15 protein-coding genes are annotated in these 18,334 nt (G+C 51.0%); 7 read left to right on the top strand and 8 right to left on the bottom strand.

The features are described 5' to 3' along the window. Positions 1 to 340: 340 nt before the first annotated feature. The 3 genes from L0M99_RS07455 to L0M99_RS07445 are packed head-to-tail and all read left to right on the top strand — an operon-like array spanning position 341 to position 5,813. The gene (locus tag L0M99_RS07455; RefSeq protein WP_238128253.1) at positions 341 to 2,311 is read left to right on the top strand and encodes a YcaO-like family protein; all 1,971 of its coding nucleotides are present in this window, start codon (positions 341 to 343) and stop codon (positions 2,309 to 2,311) included. 34 nt (positions 2,312 to 2,345) lie between these two features. Further along, positions 2,346 to 4,079, top strand: coding sequence for an ABC transporter ATP-binding protein/permease (locus L0M99_RS07450; RefSeq protein WP_238128252.1), 1,734 nt, complete (start codon positions 2,346 to 2,348; stop codon positions 4,077 to 4,079). Positions 4,080 to 4,118: 39 nt separating this feature from the next. Continuing rightward, the gene (locus L0M99_RS07445) at positions 4,119 to 5,813 is read left to right on the top strand and encodes an ABC transporter ATP-binding protein (RefSeq protein ID WP_238128251.1); all 1,695 of its coding nucleotides are present in this window, start codon (positions 4,119 to 4,121) and stop codon (positions 5,811 to 5,813) included. A gap of 136 nt (positions 5,814 to 5,949) precedes the next feature. Here the strand turns inward: L0M99_RS07445 and L0M99_RS07440 are convergent, their stop codons facing one another. The 6 genes from L0M99_RS07440 to hemB form a co-directional block, all read right to left on the bottom strand. Next, positions 5,950 to 6,582 (bottom strand): ABC transporter ATP-binding protein, encoded by a 633-nt coding sequence (locus L0M99_RS07440; protein ID WP_024059976.1) that lies wholly within the window; start codon positions 6,580 to 6,582, stop codon positions 5,950 to 5,952. An 8-nt stretch (positions 6,583 to 6,590) separates the two neighbouring features. Next, positions 6,591 to 7,805 (bottom strand): ABC transporter permease, encoded by a 1,215-nt coding sequence (locus L0M99_RS07435; protein WP_238128250.1) that lies wholly within the window; start codon positions 7,803 to 7,805, stop codon positions 6,591 to 6,593. Then, complete coding sequence (locus L0M99_RS07430) at positions 7,802 to 9,073, bottom strand: ABC transporter permease (protein WP_238128249.1); 1,272 nt, start codon at positions 9,071 to 9,073, stop codon at positions 7,802 to 7,804. Before L0M99_RS07430 ends, L0M99_RS07435 begins: the two co-directional genes overlap by 4 nt. 303 nt (positions 9,074 to 9,376) lie before the next feature. Continuing rightward, complete coding sequence (locus L0M99_RS07425) at positions 9,377 to 9,898, bottom strand: DUF4870 domain-containing protein (RefSeq protein ID WP_024059973.1); 522 nt, start codon at positions 9,896 to 9,898, stop codon at positions 9,377 to 9,379. Positions 9,899 to 9,973: 75 nt separating this feature from the next. Continuing rightward, the gene (locus L0M99_RS07420) at positions 9,974 to 11,620 is read right to left on the bottom strand and encodes a ribonuclease H-like domain-containing protein (RefSeq protein WP_024059972.1); all 1,647 of its coding nucleotides are present in this window, start codon (positions 11,618 to 11,620) and stop codon (positions 9,974 to 9,976) included. Between the two features lie 7 nt (positions 11,621 to 11,627). After that, positions 11,628 to 12,623, bottom strand: a complete 996-nt coding sequence (hemB, locus tag L0M99_RS07415; protein WP_024059971.1) for a porphobilinogen synthase — start codon at positions 12,621 to 12,623, stop codon at positions 11,628 to 11,630. 190 nt (positions 12,624 to 12,813) lie between these two features. Here hemB and L0M99_RS07410 point away from each other — a divergent pair, with 190 nt between their 5' ends. Next, complete coding sequence (locus tag L0M99_RS07410) at positions 12,814 to 13,953, top strand: hypothetical protein (RefSeq protein WP_238128248.1); 1,140 nt, start codon at positions 12,814 to 12,816, stop codon at positions 13,951 to 13,953. Between the two features lie 39 nt (positions 13,954 to 13,992). Here the strand turns inward: L0M99_RS07410 and L0M99_RS07405 are convergent, their stop codons facing one another. Beyond that, positions 13,993 to 14,643, bottom strand: coding sequence for a response regulator transcription factor (locus tag L0M99_RS07405; RefSeq protein WP_238128247.1), 651 nt, complete (start codon positions 14,641 to 14,643; stop codon positions 13,993 to 13,995). 233 nt (positions 14,644 to 14,876) lie between these two features. Between L0M99_RS07405 and L0M99_RS07400 the strand changes: the two genes are divergently transcribed. The 3 genes from L0M99_RS07400 to L0M99_RS07390 all read left to right on the top strand — a co-directional run bounded on the left by L0M99_RS07400 (position 14,877) and on the right by L0M99_RS07390 (position 16,786). Further along, entirely contained in the window at positions 14,877 to 15,653 is a 777-nt protein-coding gene (locus tag L0M99_RS07400; protein WP_238128246.1) for a hypothetical protein, read from the top strand. Between the two features lie 95 nt (positions 15,654 to 15,748). Then, entirely contained in the window at positions 15,749 to 16,543 is a 795-nt protein-coding gene (locus L0M99_RS07395) for a hypothetical protein (protein WP_238128245.1), read from the top strand. Between the two features lie 39 nt (positions 16,544 to 16,582). Next, complete coding sequence (locus L0M99_RS07390) at positions 16,583 to 16,786, top strand: hypothetical protein (protein ID WP_238128244.1); 204 nt, start codon at positions 16,583 to 16,585, stop codon at positions 16,784 to 16,786. A 102-nt stretch (positions 16,787 to 16,888) separates the two neighbouring features. Here L0M99_RS07390 and glnA read toward each other — a convergent pair whose 3' ends face one another. Continuing rightward, positions 16,889 to 18,310 (bottom strand): type I glutamate--ammonia ligase, encoded by a 1,422-nt coding sequence (gene glnA / locus L0M99_RS07385; RefSeq protein WP_238128243.1) that lies wholly within the window; start codon positions 18,308 to 18,310, stop codon positions 16,889 to 16,891. Positions 18,311 to 18,334: the final 24 nt, after the last annotated feature.

The raw sequence follows: 18,334 nt of genomic DNA, 5'->3' as shown, positions 1-18,334 counted from the left end.
GCAGAGCTTTGCATGGAGGTAAGTAGATAGGCATTGGGTAAAAGATAGTGCTAAGACGCACTTTACCCAATATTTCATATAGGTAAGAGGATCAGGGGTTATGTGGAAGATTTGTGCGCAAGTAAGGCCTTTGGATACGAATAGATGCGTTCTTACATGTGCAGATGGTCGTGATCTGGTGCTCTCAACGGATGTCAATAGTATCGTGCGCGTCTTAGATGCGGCGCAGGATGTCCAGTCCACTCACCCTTTGGGCACTCCGTTGAAAAAAGCATTAGAAAAACACAGCTGTTTTATCAACACGCAGGACCTAGTCTCCCCGACCCCTGATCCTCAATCTATGGCCGATGCAGAGGTAATTGTCTGCGGCGATCCCACAATTGCGCGTTTAATAACTTCAGAGCTCCAAAAGATTGATGTCACGGCGCGCTTGTCTTCCCAGTCAGTTCGCGAATGTGCATACCAAGTCTTCAATCGCGGCGCCCTGGTGGTGTGTCGCGGAGATGATCCTGCTCCCGTATTTGCGGAAACTATTGAAGACAATCTCGGACTAAATATTTCAGTGATCACGGTGGATCACACCCCCGACCAACTATTGGTTGGCCCAGCAGTACTTAAAGGGCAAGGTGCAACTTATAGCGACAGTCTTGCTCGTCTCGGTGGAAATGCAGTCAATAGTGAAGTATTTCAAGCAAAAATGGGTAGCCCCGTATGGGGAAGTTTCTTACCGCGCTTAGGTGCAGCCACAAATATGGGGCACAAAGCAGCGGAATTAATTAAAGCTATTACTCGCAATGAAATCGATAACCAGAAATCAACCCCCCTTGACACTATTTGGGCAATTTCCATGGACGGGGAGCTCGAAGTTCACGCGGTGCTTCCCACGAATTTTATGATGGGCCCTCAGCCTAAATCCCCGATTCACCCTCCCACCTTTGTGGTTGATAAATGCTATGGAATCGTAAAAGAGCTCACTCGGGTACATCACAGTGCCTATATGCCGCCTACGTTGCATACTACCCAGGCGCGAACGTGTGATTTACGCAGAACATCAACTTATATCAACACTGTATTTTGCCAAGGGTCAACGTTAATCTCCAATGAGGTTGGAGAAGAAGAAAAAGAAGCGCAGATCCACGACACTGAACTAGCGGCTATTGGTGAATCGGTCGAGCGTTATTGCTCTAACCTAATCGATCTCAAACCGGTATTACATGGTTCTTATCGGGAATTAACGAGAAAAGGATACCCGCTTCTTCATCCGGAAGAACTGGTGCTATTCTCTGCAAACCAATACCAGCACCCCGGATTTCCTTTTGTACCTTTGACGCCTGAACTGCCCGTAGGGTGGGTGGAAGGTACCTATTATGAGGATGAAGAGCCAGTTTTCGTTCCTGCCTCCTTGGTGTATGTCAACTGGTATACCAACCAGTATCGGCAAGAACCGAAAGTTAACTTTCCTGCGTTTGCTGGAGTAGCTGCAGGAACCAGCAGTGACCAGGCGATATTGTCGGGTATCAGTGAAATTATTGAGCGGCATGCCACCATGGTGTGGTGGTTGAATGCCCAGCCGCTTCCGCACCTGGAATTACCGCAGAAATATTTAGATCTTTTTAGCGGGACGAAAGAGCCACTCCGCCCCGCTTTGATCAATCTAGACAACACTTTCAATATTCCGGTTCTAGCCGGGGTAGTTCACAATGATGTCTCTAAACTGGTACACGTTGGTTTTTCTTGTCGTTCGAGCGTTGAACAAGGCGCTTTAAAAGCTTGGAGTGAAGCGCTCACCTTACAAGAGGGAGCTCACGACCTCGCAAACCCCGAAGGGGCACATTGGACAGCAATCCGTAAAGGTCTACTTCCTGGACGTTCATATAAGAAATGGCGCCGTGACCGCCGCTATCTGGATGACTTCCGTGAGGATCTCAAAGATGTAGATGACCTACTAATTCAGCAAGAGGTCTTTCTAGATCCTCGCGCGGTAGACAGAGTGAAACCACTGTTGGATATACCAGCAACCCGCAGTATTTCATCTGTGTCACAGCTGAAAGATAGCCAACTAGCTAGTTATATAGAGCGTATCCACGCCCGGGGTATGCGGGTAATTACCGTTGATATCACCTCTCGCGATGTCGCTTCTTGCGGACTGCATGTGATCCGCACATTAATTCCCGGCACGATAGGCAATACTCCTGCCGCATTTCCCTACCTGGGGCGCAATATGGTGGCAGAGGAAGCAGTACGGTTAGGATGGGTGGATTCGCCAAGACCTGAAGGTAGCATGAACCCCTTCCCAATGCCGCACGCGTAGAACCGATACCGTTGTTGAGAAAGGAAAGGCGATTGTGTTCGCAAAGCAGCGTTTAGTTATGCGCGCCGCCGGAGTCTCCGTGTGGCTGCTGGCCCCCGCCATGATGTTGGGTGTCCTGGTGTCTTGCTTATATATTGCAACCGCGGTGTGCAACGCCATGCTTTTCAATGAGCTATTGAGCTCTCGCCGGGTCTCCACGGTGGTGGGACTAATCATAGCTATTGCCGGTTTGCTCTTAATCCGTCCGTTACTTGAGGTCAGTGGACAGCTTCTACAAAATCGAGCGGGACTAGTGGTGAAAAGCCGCTTACGGCAGGCGCTTCTAGAGCAACTAGATGCGCGCGGACCTATGCGGGGAGGACTGGGGCGTTCTGGACAAATACAGTCGGTTCTCACTGATGGGGTTGAGGCGATCGAACCCTATTTCGTCAAGTATTTCACCCAACTGGCGGTCACTGCTCTAACCGCGATTGGTTTAACAATTGCTATTGCCAGCATTTCTCCCCTGATTGCGGGAGTTCTTTTAGTCTGTGGAGTCGCGATTATTGCTATTCCCCGATTATGGGATAGAGCTCTTGCTGATCGCGGACAATCGCATTGGGTAGCGTACGAAAATCTCAATGCCGATTTCGTGGATTCTATGATGGGAATGTCCACTTTGAAATCTTTTGGGGCGGCTAAAGATCATGGCACCCAATTAGAAAAACAGTCCAGCCAGCTGCTCAAAACTACTATGGGGCAGCTACGGCTTTCATTGGGAGAAACTGGCCTATCAGGAATGATGAAAGTGCTCGGTCCCGCCCTCGGGCTAGTGATCGCAATTTCTTTGATTTCTTCCGAGGCGATGCCAATCAGCTCGCTATTTGTGGTTACGCTGCTAGCTATCGAACTTTTCCGCCCATTTACCGCCCTATCGGCATGTTGGCATGAAGCATTCTTTGGTATTTCCGCGCTGCCGGCTATGAGCGAGTTATTTGAACAGGAGCAAACTTCTGCCGCTACCCGCAAATCTCCGCAAAACATGCCTCACAGTAACGAAGTATCTTTCGTGGATATCTCCTACACTTATCCGGGAGCTGCCGAGCAGGCTCTTGAGCAAGTCACTTTCGGAGCACCTGCAGGTAAAACAACCGCTCTGGTGGGGCTGTCAGGTTCCGGGAAATCCACCGCGCTCGGGTTATTAATGGGTTTCGATCACCCTGATAGTGGAAGTATCACAGTGGGAGGGGTTTCAGCGGACAGTTTGGATATTGCCCGTACCGTCACGCTGGTTCCGCAAGACCCGATTATTTTTCCGGGAACTATAAGGTCAATTTTGGCCGAAGCTAATCCCAAAGCGGATGAAGTGGAGATGATGACGGCTCTAAAGCTAGCCTGTGCCACAAACCTGCATCCCGATAACAATCCTGATTCTGGTGACAATATTCTTGATTTAGAAATTGAAGAACATGCTCAGAATCTTTCGGGAGGACAAAAACAACGACTGGCAATCGCTCGGGCTCTGGTTCGCAAATGCCCGCTCCTCGTACTCGATGAATCTACTTCTGGTCTGGACACCCAAACAGAAACAACGGTTCTGGCGAATATTCGCAAGACGTACCCGAATCTCACTTTATTGCTGGTTACTCACCGTATTGACGCTGCTGAGCAAACAGATCATGTAGTGGTAATGGGACATGGGAAAGTGCTTTGTAGCGGGAATCCCTGTACGTTAAGCCAGGAAGATAATGCCTGGTCAAGATTGATTAGTGCACAGATGGGAGCCTAGTCGACTATGACCTTAGTTTTCAGTAATTTCCTTGCACTGATGAAGCGGCTACGCGAATGTGTTCCCCTTTTCGTAGCCGCCACTATTGTGACTGCGCTTGCCCAAATTAGTGTTGTTGGGGTTGCGGTCAGTTCAGTATGGATATCTACGCAATTCATATTAAACCGTACGAATAATCTGAACCTGCTGTTCGTTATGATGTTTACCCTGGTGGTCGTGCATGCCGTGAGTACCCTCTTTGAGGTTTGGTGGTCACATGAAGTTGCTTACCGGATTCTACATACCTTGCGGGTGCACATTTATAACGCTATCGAGCGAATCGCACCCTTAGGGTTGCAAGGGAAACGTACCGGTGATGTGGCATCGGCTGCCATGAATGATGCGGAACAGCTGGAATGGTTTTATGCGCATACGGCCTCTACTGCCATCTGTGCCATTCTCACTCCAACTTTATTCACCGGTGTGCTGGTGAGTTTTATTGGTCCGATTGGACTGATAATGCTGCTACCAACTGCAGCTATGATTGCATTCCCTTTCGCCCTTATGTCCATACAACGCCGGCAAGGTAAAAAATTACGTTATCAACTAGCCCAGTTGCGTATTGCAGTTCTGGATTCTATTCAAGGGCAAAGGGAACTGCGGTCATTGGGGATGGTGGATAAACAAAATGCGCAGATCTTGGATTTAACACGAAAAGTGCAGGTAACTAAGAATTCGCAAACGATAAGAAAAGCCTGGGAATCAGCTTTTTCTACGATTGCAACCACAGTCGGATCCACGATTTTGCTAGTCATTCTAACTGGGTGGGTGCTGACCGGACATTTAGATTCAGCTTTGTTACCAGTTGCGGTGGTGCTAGCGGGTCTAGTGCCAACCCCCGCGACAACGTTAGTGGGCATGCTGGGGAGAGTAGGAGAAATTGGGGCGTGCGCACACCGGATTAATACCATTCTTAACGCTAAGGATCCCATCCCCTCCATCCCCGAAACCAATCATGCCGAATACGAGGCAGAAACAAACCATTTAGTTAGTGATGATACGGTTTTTTCCTATCAGGCAGGTAAGCCAGTTATTAACCAAGTTAACTTAACCGCAACTCCTAAACGCTCAATCGCCATTGTCGGAAAATCAGGGGCGGGGAAAACTACCCTAGCCAATCTGGCTATGCGTTATCTTGATCCTCAGGAAGGCGAACTGCGTTTCGATGGGAGAAATCTTCGCTCCTATCAACCAAACCAATATCGCGAAAGACTGGCTCTTGTTCCCCAGGACTGCCATATTTTTGCCGGAACTGTGCGAGACAATCTTGTTTTAGCTAATCGGCAGGCCTGTGATGATGATATTTGGGCAGCTCTTGCCGAAGCTGATATCAGTGAGCTGATTACTTCTTTAGGAGGATTAGACGCGAAAGTCGGGGATCGGGGAACCACGCTCTCGGGTGGGGAACGTCAACGTATCGGGATTGCTCGTGCTTTTCTTCGGCGTCCCGACATGCTTATCCTCGATGAGCCGCTCGCTAATATTGACCCGTTCCTCGAAGCCTCCATTGCCAAAAATATTCGTAACGCGAGGGCTGACCGTACTACTATCGTCATTGCCCATCGGTTGGCTTCTATTCGTATCGCGGACCATATCGTAGTTCTTGATGGTGGGCGCGTGGTCGCGGAAGGGACTCATCAGGAGCTTAAAGATCAGCCAATTTATAGAACGCTTTTAGGGCAACAGATAGCTTAGTTACCGCATAAATCAGTAAATAGGCGAGCTAGTAGTTCGCATTTATCAAGGTCTGCCTATAGTCGCAGCAAGGTTAACGTGAGCATCTCCTGGTATCGCTCGGCACGAAAATACCCGGCTGAGGGCTGAGGACAGGTTACGCCACCACTAGCTTGCGGCGATTTAGGCGCAAGGTAACGTCGGCGCTGCGGGCGAGTTGGCGCGAATGGGTCACCACGATCACGCACTTATCCTGTTCATGAGCGGCTCTCTGCAGAATCTCGATTACTTCGCGGGCGGTATCCTCATCCAGATTCCCGGTAGGTTCATCCGCCAAAATAATCGGAGCCCCCGACACTAGCGCCCTCCCGATCGCTACCCGCTGCTGTTGACCTCCCGAAAGCGCCATTACGCTGCGCCGCGCCTCCTTTTCAGACAGCCCCAGCTGGGTCAAAGTGTCAATCCCGGCTTTCCCATTCACCAATCGCAGATTCTCTAGCGGAGTCAAATAGTCAATCAGGTTATAGTTTTGAAAAACCAGAGAAATCTGCTTCTTTCGGTGCTGGGCATAGCCAGTTTCCGCAATATCGGTACCATCGAAACGTACCGCCCCGTCGGTAGGCTTATCTAACCCTGCCAGCAGGTTTAACAGGGTGGATTTTCCGGCACCTGAGGCGCCTACAATCGCATAAAACTTTCCGATCTCGAACTCGGTGCACACGTCCGACAGGATCTGGGTGCTAGTTCCCGGATAAACATAATCAAGATGATCTAACTGCAAAATGCTCATAATGTTTCCTAACTTGTTTTTGCGAGAATAGCTCGCGGGGTTTGACGGAGCAGGGGAGCGGTCGCTAATAGTAGCGCCGCGAAAGTAATCACATATCCGAGGGCGAGGGCTGCCAGGATACTCCCGGCGCTCCCGCTCGCAGATAGGGCGGACAGGGAGGGACTAGCAGATTTGGCAAATACCAGGGAAGACACCTTATCCGACAGCAGGAATCCCAAGGCGGTCCCGATAGCGCTACCCACTAGCGCTAAGAAAGCGCTCTCCAAGGCAAGTTGCCCCAAGATATTCGCTTTGGTTTTACCTACTGCTAGGAGCACCCCGATTTCGCGGGTGCGTCCTCGGATCCAAAAGACCATAATCAGGGCGAGGGCGGCTAGACCGGCGCCTCCCACACCTACAGCCAGTGCGGTAAGGAGCTCATTTACCCCAGACAGGGTAGCGAGCACCCCCGCGAACTGGGCGGCATTAGATTCGTAACTCAGCTGCGAATCCATCTGTTTTGCCGCACGTAACGCGGCAGGGAGTGCGCTTGCCTCCCCGGTAAAGTACCTTGCGCAAGTCAGTTCTTTCCCGGCCAGGCGCTGACTGTTAGCCAGATCAATAAAAATCTGGTTCTCGGAAGCCCCGGCAGGAAGTCCCCCGGGATTCTCAGTTTTTCCGCTGAAAATCCCCACTACCGGCATATTTACGGTAGTTCCATGGGCGCGAAGGCGTAGCTGACTGCCAATATGCAAGTTATTGCGCTGGGCAAACTCGTGGTGAATCAGCGCGCCGCTCCCACTTGCCGCCAAGTGTTTGCCATCCTCTAACCGATACAACCTACCCATGAAAGACGGATGCAACTGGCTATTAGTAGTCCCGATAATCCCGGCATCCCCGGCAAACTGAGCGTCAAGTTGCACCCCGGAAGTGGTAGTGACCAGCTTCGCGCCCTCGGGTTTAGCCAAAGTTTCTTTTTCGAAAGCCGAGCGCTTTACCTGCGGCAAGTGGCCTAACTTTTCTGCCTGCGTCAAAGAGATAGTGCCGTCTTCGCTGCGGGCAGTGAATCCCGCGTTTACTCCGGAATTAATCGCCCCAGAAATCCCGGCCACCTGCGCGCGCACGCCTGACTGAGAAATCAGGGCGGTAAAGACTACCGCCATAATCAGCGTGAGCAGCAGGGCGCGGCGGGGGCGGCGACTAAGCGAACACCAGGCGCGACGCCAAATACTAAGCTCTCTCATTTGATATCCACCAAGAGGGCGCGCGGGGGGCGGCGTAGCATCGGGAACGATGCTACCAGCACACAAAGCACGCCTACCAGCAAAGTTAGCAACACGGCAGTAATCACCGAGGGGGTGGACAGGGATACCGCTAGAGCATCCAGGGTTTTAGTTGCCGCCGAAGATTCCATATCGGCACCCGCCTGCCCGGCCTGTGCCAGTTCTTGCATTAGCGAATCATTCACCGAGGCCAATGCGGAATTGCCTAGCCATTGCGAGATTGACCCAGAAATAAAGAACGCCAATACGAAAGCCGGGATGGCGGTAATCACCAGTTCGCACAGGTATTGGGCAAAAATACTTCCCTTTGAAGTGCCTACCGACAGTAGTACCCCGGTTTCTTTCTTACGTTCATTCATCCACAGGAAAAGCACCAGCGTTAAAATCAACAGCGCAAACCCGAAAGCGACCATTTTAGTGGTGCTCATCAGGGAATTTATTCCGCTAAGCGCTCCGGTAATTCCCGCTAAATACTGGGTGGCGGGCGATAGTTGGTAGTTGCGCCAATCGATCTTCAGAGAGCCAGCCTTCTTTTCTGCCTCCTCTAAATCACTATCGGAAGCAACGAAAAAGTTAGCGTCCTGGTAAATCTCATTATCTTTGCTCATCTGGTAAAGCGCGCGGGTGGTATCCAAATCCGTGTAAACAGTATTGGCAAAGAGTTCACTGCGCTGAGCTGCCTGTCGATTATTGGAGCCGCGAACCAGCCCCACTATTTCCATTTCGGTTTGCGTGGTTGATTTCCGCAAATTGTCCACGTCATAGGGGTTGCCTTTTAGTTTTAGCTTGCCCCCGATTTTCAGGCCGTTAGCTTTCGCCAAATCTTCATGGATAATTGCTTTATGGTGATCACCAGGCCGCAAATGCCGCCCTTTCACCAAGGTTAATGCCCCGGAACGAAAGTTGTTGTCGATATCGGTGCGGTTGACTCCCCACACGTTCACTGCGTTTCCGAACTGGGCTTCCTTCTTGGCGTCGTAATCATTGGTTCCCAGTTTCTGGGTCTGAGCCCCAACTAAATCAGCAGTGACGTTTTGCCGAGCCACATAGCTTTTAACCTCAGGCAGTCGCGCAATCTGGGTAATATCGGCAGGTTTAACAGTTCCGGCTCCCCGCGGGGTTCCCTGATTGAATTGGGGATTATTTTCGAGGACGAAACCGGCTCCCGCTTTGGCTTCTACCTTCGCGCCCTCACGCGCGCTCGCCCTCTCGATAGCATCTGCCGACATTAAAACAGTGGCCACCAAAGTGAGCACCGCGAATATAACAATAGTTCTAACTGGTTTTCTGACAACGTAGCGCCAGGCTCTTCCCGCGAAGGACAAGTCCAGATCCTTTCAAAACAACCCAAGACCAACTTAGGTAACCCAAATAAACAACAGCTAGCTTTGCTACCCGGGCTGGAAGAAACCTGGATCAGGAACAGGAAAAATCTGAAAACGAGAATAATTGGGCAGGGAAAATCCGCTTACCAGGAATATCGTTCTTTAAGTATCCTCGGTCACAAACAATTATTAGGGTTTCCCGGACAGTTATTCGAGAAGATTAATCCCAAACGGGTAGTGGTAAAACTTTTTATCGGCGGCTTTAAGTGCGCCTTTAATCGAGCACACTAGGGTCATTATGAAAACCACTGCAAATGCGATGAGGGACAAAGGTATCAAGATTACGGTGAAGCAAAGTATCCAGGCCACCACAGAAGTAATGGTCATCGCCAAGTTAAAGTTAAAAGCACCGGCGGCAGCGTTACGCACGAAGGCACTTTTGTCTTTGTAGATAAACCAGACAATGAGCGGCCCCACAAAAGTCAGCCAACCAGCAGAAACTATCATGGCGATCACGGCTGCTAAGTGCGCCAGGATCGCCATAGTGCGCTCATCGGAGCTAACTTGACCGCTATCAGAATTAACACCGGGAGCGGTAGGCATTGCGGGGGGATAAGGCTGGTATTCGTCCCCGGAAGCATATTGAGGGAAAGAGGGGTTGGAAGATTCGGGTTGCCTGGGAGACTGTTGGTCGCCGAAATTGCTCGATTGGGGCTGGTTATCACTCATAATCCCATTCTCCCATGGGTATAGAGGCTGCGAAAGTAGAGCTAGCAATAATTTTTCTTCAGCGAAAAGTGCAGGTTACAGTGCAGCAGGTAGATTAGGGACGGGTTTTGGCGCGCTATCAGGGTCGGCGCTACCGGTTACGGCGCTATGGCGCGGGCGCTGGCGTTGAGCGATTAACCAGTGATGTAAAAGGGCGGTTGAACAGCAGTCATATTCGTTATAGAGGGCGAGGAGACGTAACTGCTCTGCGTCCTCAGCCGCAAGCTTAGCTCCAGGTTCGAGGACGCCTTTTCGCGCCAGCGTATCGTACACAATCACCGAATCCGCGCCATTGTCCAAGTCCTCTGAACGCATCCAAGACCCCATATAGAACGGTTCCATTTCTTTCAGGGAATATCCGCCTTGACCGGTGCGAATAGCTGATTGCACCACTTGCTGCAGGTCGCGCATCGGGCCGTTAGCTGCCAGTAAATCGCGCACTTCCCCCGCTAAGAGGCCGTGGCGAGACGATAAACGTTGCAGGTAGAGGCGTTCTTGCGGGGAATAATGATAAATGCGCATCCCAGGAAACCGCCGGAAACGCTGTTGCAAGAAATCCAGTAAATCAATTAGCAGCTGGCGTTCCTCGGCGCGGTTATGCGCCCAAAAACTCTGATATTTTCCGCCGATACGCTTTGATAGTTCCCCTACTTCCTCCGCTACGTTTGTGCTGCCTGCGGCCGGTAGTGCATCTTGGCCGCGAATCGGCAGCGCCGGGGTTAAAGATTTTTGCTCCCCCCAATAGTCTGCGTCAAAACAAACCAAACCACCCAGGTAAATCAGCCCGGTATGGTCTTTGAGTGTCCATCCCCAAAGGGAGTCATTCTCGAAATCTAAATACACATCCCCCGCCTGGGGCGCGGAAAGATCCATAAGCGCCGGAGCCAGGGGATTAGTTTCTAGCAGCAGCTCTGCGGGGTTTTGACTGACCTGTAAGCGGGCTTGTCGGATTAGTTCTGGGCTGTAACCATCTGGAGGGTTTTTAGCAAACTCGCTGGCAGTAAAGATATTTTCGGATCGCAGCTCCCGGCGCAGTCCCGGGCCTATCCCGCTGATTAACAGGGGGTCATCGAAACGCGCTAGCGCCCACGCACAGTACGAACAACTTCCGCACACGGTGTCGAGGGCGCACCAAGCGTCCTCGGGGGTAGCAGACAGTAAATCCTGGTCGCCCGCTAAAATGTGCGCCTGCTCCGCAATAGGTTCCCACAGTTCCTCTAGTTCGAGTAACGGAAAATCTACGGTTTTACCGTCCGCCAGCAAGATTTGGGCGAAGGGCGCGAGCTCCGCCTCCAACTTGGGGAAAGCAGCGTTTAACAACTGCTGATTTGCGCCAGCTAAATGGGCGAAACCCGCCAGGAGATGTACTGAATCTAGGCGGGCATGGGCAGAAAAACGCGGCAACTGCAACACCCAAGATTCGTCCTCGTAAAGGAGAAAAGGAAGCATTCCCGTAAGGTCTGCACTGGTAGCTAAAAGATTTGTTTGAAAAATCTTACCCGCGGTTCGGTAGCGGGCAGCCAGTTTTTCTTCCTCGGCTCCAGTCAAGTCCCCGATATAACGGTGGAAAACATCGGCAGATTTCAGCTCAGTATTACCGGTCAGGTAGCACCAGAGCCGCCACTGGCAGTTAGCGGCATGAGCCACTTCGGAAACTGCTAGTAGGCGGGAAGAATCAGGCATTGAGCAGTTACTTTACTCGCTGCGCGTACTCTAGCGCCCAATAGGTGAGCACCGTATCGGCTCCGGCGCGCACAATCGCGTGCAAAGACTCGTCAATAGCACGCTCGCGGTCAATCCACCCGTTAGCGGCCGCTGCCTCTAACATCGCGTATTCCCCGCTGACCTGGTAGGCCGCGACTGGAACCGGTGACATTTCCGCCACATCAGCCAACACATCCAGATAGTAGCCAGCCGGTTTAACCATCACCATATCGGCGCCCTCGGCTAAATCTAGTTGGGTTTCAAATACGCCCTCCCGGCGGTTACGGGGATCTTGTTGGTAAGAGCGGCGATCGCCCTCTAAGGAGCAGGCAACCGCATCTCGGAAAGGACCAAAGAAAGCGGAGGCGTATTTCGCCGAGTAAGCCAAAATCGTGGTGTCGGTGAATCCGGCCTCGTCTAGCGCCTGGCGAATCACCGCGATTTGCCCATCCATCATCCCGGAGGGAGCAACCATATGGGCTCCGCCGCGCGCCTGGCTGAGTGCCATTTTCGCATATAGCGGCAAGGTGGCATCATTATCGACCTGCCCATCTGCGGTGAGAACCCCGCAATGCCCGTGGCTGGTGAACTCATCCAGGCAGGTATCTGCCCCCACTACCAGGTCATTTCCTACTTCTTCACGCACGGCGCGGATACCGCGATTCAAAATCCCGTTCGGATCCCAGGCGGGACTGCCTTGTTCATCCTTATCAGCGATATTGGGAATCCCGAACAGCATGATTCCGCCGACTCCGGCTTTAACGCATTCGGCGGCCAGTTCGCGAATCGACTCCACTGTATGCTGGAAAACCCCTGGTAGAGAGGGAATCTCGACCGCTTCCTCAATTCCGTCTCGCACGAATGCGGGCAGCATCAGTTGGGCGGGACTGACCCGGGTTTCCGCGATTAGGTTGCGCATCGCGGGGAAAGCCCGCAGGCGGCGAGGACGAATAGTCGGTTTCAGCATAAAGTCATCTGTCATTTTTTCTCCTAGATATCTGCCCCGATTCTAACGCACCCGTATGGCGCTTTCAGAAAGTCTGCTTGCGCCAGGAGATAGTGCCTAACGAAAACCGCTTTGGTATGCGGTTATTTAGGGGCGAAGTGGCGGCGTCATCAGGAATAATCCCTAATGCCCACAGCGGTTTGGAGATTCTCAGTATGATTTTCCTGTGGATGCGGTATTTAAGGTTCTGGGCTCGTATTTATATTTTGATCGGCAAACTTTAGGGAAGAAGTTTGCCCGTAAGGTTTTGTTACTGCGAGCCATCATTATTTCGGTCGCGGTTTTTGACTGCCTATTTTTATTGTATGACGGGATATTAACCCAAGAATTTGATATCGGCTATCTGCTGGCTATCGAGGCTCTAGTCATGGCCATGTTAGCGATACGTTTCCCGGTTTTCTGGATAGGTTACGCGCTCACTTCGGTCGCATTGATTGGGGGAGATGAGATTTACTGGGCGCCGATTTTTCCCGCCTCCAATATCGCCCTCTTAGATACTTTTTCTTTCTCCCCCAAACGCTTAGGCCCCGCAGTATTGATTCCTACCGTAATCAATGTGTTTTTCTTTTTCGTGTGGGCATACCCCGTAGATTTCGAGGCGGTAAGCGCTTTTTCGGATGTGGCCTGTTTTTCGGTTGCCGGGATTTTAGTAAAAACCTGGATGGATCGTTCTTTTCAGGTAGGACGTGACGAACAGGCAGCCCGGGAGGCGGAGCGGCGGAACCTTAATGTTCGCCTCCACGATAATGTTTTGCGGCACTGCACTCATATTGCGCTGGCTGCGGAACAAAGCCAGCGGGACTTGTTACCTTTAGAGCAGTTTAGGGACACTGCCGCGCATGAAGCCGCGGAAATATCGCAGGCTATCCGCGCCCTCATCAATTCGGAGAAAAACTTGCCGGAAAAGAGTGAGGTGGTGACCCAAAGTTTAGGGGAGGTACTTTCCAGCGCAGTCACGCGGCTGAAGGAGCAGGGATTCCAGGTTGCTTATCAGTGTGAAAAAACCGGAGAAACTGAGTGTTCCCGACAGCAGCAGAGCACAGTAGCGCAGGTGGTGGCGGAACTTTTTGAAAATATTTTCCGTTACGGCGATCCCCAGCATCCAGTAACTGTCGATGCGCGGATTTCTGAAAATAGCTTCCGCCTGGAAACTAAGAATCAGATCCGGGGCAGGACAGTGGATTCTTCGAAGATGGGGTTAGGGCTGGCCAGTAAACGGATGCTAGAGATCGGCGGCCTGCTCACCTATGGTAAACGCGCTGACCAGTGGCAGAACCTACTACAGCTTGAGGTGAGTGGCGACTAGGTAGACTTCAGCTATTGTCGCGTCCTCGTTACCCCAACCTTAGGGAAGGTTATTTGGGTAGCTGACTGCTCCGTCTTGCACCAGGACAGCCACTGCCGCGGTTCGCGAGGAAGTGTGGGTTTTTTCCAGCAGCGCGGTTACAGTTTCTTTCACCGTGGACAGGGAGTAACTCATTTTCTCTGCGATCTCCCGGTTAGACATTCCCTGCAAAATTAGCTCTGAAACTGCTTGTTCGCGCTGGCTAAGAGCAATTTGCGAGGGCGCAGGCATACTTTGGAACAATCCTTGGACTACGGCGTGGGAGACCACCACGGAGTCTTGCATGATTACCGCGAGGAAACTGGGCAAGTCTTTTAAAACGTCGGCTTTATTTAAGAATCCCCGCGCGCCGGCGAGCAGGGCGGTGTGGGCCACATCTGCCACTTCCAGGCTAGAAATAATTACCACTTTTTGCTGCGGGTTTTGCTGGGTGATCTGCCTGCAGATTATGTCCCCGGTGGTCTCTCCTAAAAGGTAATCCAATAACACCAGGTCTACGGGGTCGCGGTGACAGGATTCGCGGGCTTGTTCCGGATTAGAGGTTGCCCAGGAGACTGCACAATTGGGGGTATTATTCAAAATCGCTGCCAATGCTTGCAGCGCAAAGGGATCGTCATCAACCAGCCCGATAGTGATTTCTGGTTCGCTCATGGTCACCCCCTCGTTGTTTTTTAGAATATACGTTTTGGCGAGGTTTTGGCTGCAAACCAGCCGGCAGCAGGTACTCAGCTCAAAAATGCGGCCACCGGGCAACCACCTGGCTATTAATCCTGGCCACCTGGCACTAATATCCAGCCACTTGACCATTGAATTACCGCGATCACCTTTGGAAACATGAAAGTGTCACATCAAAGATTGGCTGAATTCAAGAAAGGAAATCTGAAATGAACAAGTTTTTTCGACGTTCAGTTTTAGTGCTTCTAGGGATTGCTTTTCCTTTGGGGATGAGTTCTTTATCGTATGCCTCCCCGGCGAATTCCCCGGAGGGGTCTGAAAGTGAAACTGGAAGCAGCGTTGAGGTCTCGGATCCTAATGGTTCCAGTGATCAATTGTTCGATCCCTCAGCTGATTTGCCTAAGTCAGCAAATAAAGATTTGAGCACTAATGCGGAAGAGTCTAAGCAAGGAAACGTTAATAAGGCAGTCTCCTCTTATGTACTGGAACCTGTCACTACAGAGCCAGGGGTGCATGGAAAATCAGAAATTAATAAAGTGTCAGTCAAGTTTAGGGCGCCTGAAAAGATCTATAATCTTTCCCTTTATGACGAGTTTATAGATGAAGAAGCCGCGTGGAATCTGATGCTGCGGGATTATCAGCCGGAGATTACCTGGCTGCAAAAAGATGCGAAACTGCCTCCTTTGTCCAAATCTACGGTTAATGAATGGGTTGACGCTTCTAATGCATCGTTAGTAAGTGCAGATCCCAGTCTGAAGATGAGTGAACTAAATTGGTATCTCTTTGGGTTTAAAGCCCGTAGCTGTAACCAGGAAATTGTTACAAATCTAGAAAAGGCAGTATCAGGATTAAATCAAGGCATCCCCCGTGAGGAGATTTCGGCGCTTGCTGAGGCAAATGGTTTGCTAAGTTTGGAGGGCGATAATAATCTTTTTGATGCCGCATACGGAATGCACGCTCCAGAACTTGAAACGGGCTCCTTTTAACATCAAGGCGACGAACGCCTATACGACTGCGCGGAATTTGTCTCGCAAGTAATTAGCGCGATAGGCGGAGGCATCGCGAAAGAAAGGATTGGACAATGAAATTCACCAAGAAGATAGGGGCGGTTGTCTTAGCTTGCGTTTTGACGTGCATAACTTCAGTTGGGGTGGGGTATCTGTGGGGGAGCCACGCCCAGGAACATGCCGCCGTCAAAGATGTAGCAGATCTGCCCATGTATAGCTGGTGTTCCCTTTCTACCTTGCGAGATGCAACCGATGCCGGTTACGGGGTGGAGGGAAGCGAAAACCAGTGTTATCAACCAGTAGTTGGCACCATGGAGTTTCAAAAAAAACACTATAAAGTCTTGCTGTATCCGGAATATCTCAACAAAGATAAGGCTTTCGAGGCTTTTAATACCATGTATAAACCCTGGATTGATAACATCCAGAAAAAGCTACGTTTACCTGCCTTCAAACCGGAAAATTTCTCCGCCTGGAGGAATTCCGGCAATAAAGAAATAAGATACCTGAACTCGCTCGATGACTTATCGGGGATGCGGTTTTCAAAAGAACTCAACATTATTCGAGAATTCCTCGAGGGCTATCAGGCAGCGGAAACCAATGCGCAAATGCGTAAAAGTCTAAACGAGTTCGATAAACTCGCGGCTTCATTTTTTAAAGAGGGCGCTCCTGATCGACTTGCCATCGCGGAGGAAGAAGCATCTGATGAAGATGGAGAGGTCAAGATGATTAGAAGAAATAGATACGAAGAAAAAGCAGGTGAGCTTTGTACTGCATTAGTACGAGCCCGAGAAAGCTATCGGCCAGAAATTTCTCGGCAGTACGATAATAAATCTCTAGAAAAACTGCTTATGGCCGACGGCGTTTGTTAAAGTAAATAAAGCTGCAGTCAGCATGAAAGGAAAAACGGGATGCTGAGAATTTTTGCCTGGATATTTACCATTTTGTGTGCAGTGTTGCTGGCTGTGGGGACACTGATTATTTATGTGATCGATACTGACAGCAGTTTTCCCTTTGGTGCCGGATTCATGGTGCTGGCCGCCCCGGTTTTCGGGGTGATCGCCGCTGTATTGTGGGCAGTGGAAATCACTAAAACTAATCGCGACCAAAAGTAATAGTTCTGATAGTAATAATCCGCCCCCGCGGCCTCGGAAATCCTTTAGATAAAGCCATTATTTTCCGAGGCCGCGGGGGCGGGATTTATTTAGCAAACAGACCTAAATATCGTAGTAAAGCTGGAATTCATAAGGATGCACTACCTGCCGCAGCGGGGCGACCTCATTTTGTTCCTTGTAGTTAATCCAAGTCTTAATCAAATCCGGGGTAAATACTTCACCTTCAGTCAAGAAGTCCTGGTCAGCGCGCAGTGCCTCTAAAGCAGCATCCAGGGAACAAGGCAGTTTCGGAATGTCATGATATTCGGCAGGCGGCAGCTCATAGAGATCTTTATCGATGGGAGCAGGCGGCTCTAGCCGGTTTTGAATGCCGTCGATCCCCGCCATCAGGCAAGCCGCGAAAGACAAATAGGGATTCGCGCTGGGGTCAGGAACCCGGTATTCCACCCGTTTAGCTTTCGGGGAAGTACCGGTCACCGGAATCCGGATACAGGCAGAACGGTTACGCGCCGAATACACCAAGTTAATCGGAGCCTCAAAACCGGGAACCAGACGCCGGTAAGAGTTAACCGAAGGGTTAGTGAAGGCTAGCAACGCGGGCGCGTGCTGCAACAAGCCGCCAATAAAGTAACGAGCCAGGTCAGAGAGGGAACCATAACCGGTTTCGTCATAGAACAGGGGCTCGCCCTCTTTCCACAGCGAAAAATGAGTATGCATTCCCGAGCCGTTATCGCCCGCCATCGGTTTGGGCATAAAGGTGGCGGTAACTCCCGCTTCTTGCGCAGCGTTCTTAATCAGGTACTTGAACTTCATCATGTCGTCACCCGCCGCCATCAGCGAGTTAAAACGATAATTGATCTCGTGTTGCCCCCCGGAGCCAACCTCGTGGTGAGCGCGCTCCATTTTGAGCCCGGAGTCGCTGAGCAGCTTCACCATGTAATCACGCAGGTCACAGAACTTATCAGCGGGGGCCACCGGGAAGTAGCCGCCCTTGAGCGGGGTCTTATAGGCGAGGTTTCCGCCCTCTTCCTCCCGACCGGTATTCCAATACCCTTCAACAGAATCCAGTTTTACGAAAGTGTCGTAAGGCTGGGTTTGGTAACGCACCGAATCGAATAGATAAAACTCGGCTTCGGCACCAATAAAGCAGGTATCGGCGATTCCCGTAGAACGCAGGTAGGCTTCCGCTTTCGAAGCAACCTGGCGAGGATCGCGGGGGAAAGGCGCATCAGTGAAAGGATCCACGATGGAACAGTTCACCACCAAAGTGGGGCAAGCGCGGAAGGGATCCACATAGGCATCCGACACATCGGCAATGAGCTTCATATCTGATTTGTCTATCGAAGTGAAACCACGGATAGAAGAACCATCGAACATCAACCCATTCTCCAGGGCATCCGCAAACTGGTCAGCAGGAATCGTGAAATGCTGACTGGTGCCAATCAGGTCGCAAAAACGGATATCAATCAGCTCAATATCCTGGTCGGCGACAAATTTGAGGGCTTCTTCGTGGGAGTTAAACAATCGTTCCTCCTAGGCTTAGCCATG

It is taken from the genome of Varibaculum cambriense (assembly GCF_022133705.1).
Lineage (GTDB): Bacteria > Actinomycetota > Actinomycetes > Actinomycetales > Actinomycetaceae > Varibaculum > Varibaculum cambriense_A.
This window is presented reverse-complemented; position numbering and strand designations above follow the sequence as displayed.